Source organism: Pseudomonas sp. NPDC088429 (genome assembly GCF_044753305.1).
GTDB classification, from domain to species: Bacteria; Pseudomonadota; Gammaproteobacteria; order Pseudomonadales; family Pseudomonadaceae; genus Aquipseudomonas; species Aquipseudomonas rustica.
This window is the reverse complement of sequence record NZ_JBIVMX010000137.1, coordinates 1-3301: the sequence shown is the minus strand read 5'-3', so window position 1 is coordinate 3301 and position 3301 is coordinate 1. Positions and strand designations below refer to the sequence as shown.

The following is a 3301-nucleotide window of genomic DNA, read 5'->3' as shown; positions in this document are numbered from 1 at the left end:
CAGCTCCTGGTGGGCCATCACACGGCCGCGGAATCGCAAGGATACCTTGGCCCTGTCCCCATCACTAAGTAAACGTACCAGGTTGCGCAGTTTTACCTGGTAATCCCCTTCCTCCGTCCCTGGACGAAACTTGATTTCTTTAACCTGAATCTGCTTCTGGTTTTTCTTGGCCGCAGCAACCTGCTTCTTCTTCTCGAAGATCGATTTGCCGTAGTCCATCAGTTTGCAAACAGGGGGTACTGCATCGGCGGAAATTTCCACCAAATCCAGTTTGGCCTCTTCAGCCTTAAGAAGCGCGTCTTCAATTGACACAATCCCAAGCTGTTCACCTTCAGCCCCAATTAACCGAACCTCGCGTGCCGAGATATTCTCGTTGATCGGGGCTTTCGGTGCAGCTCGTTTATCTTGTCTCATTTCACGCTTAATAATAATTACTCCGAATCTGGGCGACCACGCCGGGAAAACGATTGATCGAGAAACTCAGAGAACTGGGCGACGTGCATAGAGCCCAGGTCAGCACCTTCACGAGTACGCACAGCGACAGTCTGCATCTCGACTTCCTTATCTCCGATTACCAAGAGATAGGGAACCTTGAGCAAAGTATGCTCGCGGATTTTAAAGCCGATCTTTTCATTTCTCAAGTCGGACTTGGCACGAAATCCGCTTTCGTTGAGAGTTTTTTCAACTTCTGCAACAAAATCTGCCTGTTTATCAGTGATATTCATGATCACCGCCTGGGTCGGCGCGAGCCACGCAGGGAATGCACCTTCATAGTGCTCGATCAAAATACCGACGAAACGCTCGAAGGAACCGAGGATCGCACGGTGCAACATCACTGGGTGTTTGCGGCTGTTGTCTTCGGAGACGTATTCAGCGCCCAAACGGACAGGCAGGTTAAAATCGAGCTGCAAGGTACCACATTGCCAGACGCGACCGAGGCAATCTTTTAGCGAAAACTCGATCTTCGGACCGTAGAACGCCCCCTCACCCGGCTGCAGATCGTACGGCAGGCCCGCAGAATCAAGGGCTGCAGCCAATGCGGCCTCAGCGCGATCCCACAGCTCGTCGGAACCGACGCGTTTTTCCGGACGAGTGGACAGTTTCATTTCGACGTCGGTGAAGCCGAAGTCGCGATAAACGTCCATGGTCAGCTTGATGAATGCAGCGGATTCGGCTTGCATCTGCTCTTCGGTGCAGAAGATGTGGGCATCGTCCTGAGTGAACGCACGCACACGCATGATGCCGTGCAGCGCACCCGACGGCTCGTTACGGTGGCAGGCACCGAACTCTGCCAGACGCATCGGCAGCTCGCGGTAGCTCTTCAGGCCTTGGTTGAACACCTGCACGTGGCATGGGCAGTTCATCGGCTTGATGGCGTAGTCGCGGTTTTCCGACTGCGTGGTAAACATGTTGTCGGCGTAGTTGGCCCAGTGCCCGGATTTCTCCCAGAGGCTGCGGTCAACGACTTGAGGGGTTTTGATCTCAAGGTAGCCGTTGTCACGCTGGATCTTGCGCATGTACTGCTCGAGCACCTGGTACAGAGTCCAGCCGTTCGGGTGCCAGAACACCATGCCCGGGGATTCTTCCTGGGTGTGGAACAGGCCCAGACGCTTGCCGATCTTGCGGTGATCGCGTTTTTCAGCTTCTTCGATGCGCTGGATGTAAGCCGCCAGCTGCTTCTTGTCTGCCCAAGCGGTGCCGTAAACGCGCTGCAATTGCTCGTTCTTGGCGTCGCCACGCCAGTAGGCGCCCGACAACTTGGTCAATTTGAAGGATTTCAGGAAGCGAGTGTTCGGCACGTGCGGGCCGCGGCACATGTCGACGTATTCTTCGTGATAGTACAGACCCATGGCCTGTTCGTTCGGCATGTCCTCGACCAGACGCAGCTTGTAGTCTTCGCCGCGGGCCTTGAACACTTCGATCACTTCGGCGCGCGGAGTGACTTTCTTGATGACGTCGTAATCTTTCTCGATCAGCTGCTGCATGCGCTGTTCGATCGCAGCCATGTCGTCCGGAGTGAAAGGACGCTCGAAGGCGATGTCGTAATAGAAGCCTTCGTCGATGACCGGGCCGATCACCATTTTTGCAGTCGGGTACAGCTGCTTGACCGCATGCCCCACCAGGTGAGCGCAAGAGTGGCGAATGATCTCCAGCCCCTCTTCATCCTTTGGCGTAATGATTTGCAGGGTCGCGTCGCTGCTGATGATGTCGCTGGCGTCGACCAGTTGACCATTGACCTTGCCGGCCAGTGTGGCTTTGGCCAGGCCAGCACCAATGGATGCGGCGACCTCGGCTACGGAAACCGGGTGATCGAATGAACGTTGACTGCCGTCGGGAAGAGTAATAGTTGGCATGGCGCCTCCTCTCCTAGTGGTGACCCCTACCAAAGGTCACGTGGGTTGGGATGAGCCAGTACAAGATCCGATCCAGGCCATTCAATGACGAACGCCTGCCTTACAGCGGCAGGAGCCTTGCGGCCAACCGGAAAACCGAACCAGAGTGACTGGGATTCAAATCAGAAATATTCGCACGTTGACCGCGTCCGGGACTGTAGGTCATCCGGCGCCTGAGAACGCTTGAGCCCGGCATGCTAGCACAGATGAGCGGTCACTTATGCCTCTGTTTGATCAGAAGGCAAATCGTCCGTTTTTATGCCAGAGTGCTGAACTTGATCGGCCTTTCAGCCCTCAGATAACAAGACATTGACCCACAAGGAGCATCCTCGCATGCGTCTGAATACCCTGTTCGCCGTCGTCGCCCCTATCGTTATGCTGCTGCCGTTGACTGCCCACGCCGATTGGCCGAAGGGCGAGCGCGAGAAGTACATGGCACAGTGCACTCAGGCTGCGACCCAACAAATCGGTGCTGCGGCAGCGAAATCTCATTGTGCTTGCGGCGCTGACGCCATCAAGTCTTATCCGGCCAGCGACATTCAGGCGCTGATGGACAACAAGGCGACCCCTGAATTGCAGCAGAAAGCGCTGGGCCAAATCGCCAAATGCAAGGCAAATACACCGGTGAAAAAGTGATCAAAAAAGTCTTTTGAATCGACTCAGCGCCTCTAAAAAGGGCTGAATTTGAGCCTTTTCGGAGGATTTATGCAGGTTTTACAGGTTTTTTTATTGTCTTTACGTTCCGCGCAAACCCTTGTAAACCGGGGCTTTCAGCCGAAACAGGCAGTAAAGAAAACACGACTGATTGGCAAACAGCACGTCCGGGGGGCTACCAAAGCGAACATTTCGACTATGATACTCCGGTGTGCCCAGTTGGCCTGAGCAGCACAGCACTACTGAAAATATAT

Annotated in this window: 3 protein-coding genes; 1 reads left to right on the top strand and 2 read right to left on the bottom strand. The window is 54.7% G+C overall.

Features of this window, described 5'->3' with window-relative positions; translation table 11 throughout:
• Window positions 1–432 (bottom strand): translation initiation factor IF-3 (infC, locus tag ACIP66_RS28365; RefSeq protein WP_400652567.1); only part of this gene is annotated, 432 nt, incomplete at its 3' end.
• Window positions 432–2354: a threonine--tRNA ligase gene (thrS, locus tag ACIP66_RS28360; RefSeq protein WP_400652564.1), complete on the bottom strand. Its 1923-nt coding sequence runs from the start codon at window positions 2352–2354 to the stop codon at window positions 432–434. The genes thrS and infC, both read right to left, overlap by 1 nt.
• Before the next feature lie 372 nt (window positions 2355–2726).
• Between thrS and ACIP66_RS28355 the strand changes: the two genes are divergently transcribed.
• Window positions 2727–3029 (top strand): hypothetical protein, encoded by a 303-nt coding sequence (locus ACIP66_RS28355; protein ID WP_159814883.1) that lies wholly within the window; start codon window positions 2727–2729, stop codon window positions 3027–3029.
• Window positions 3030–3301 lie beyond the last annotated feature (272 nt).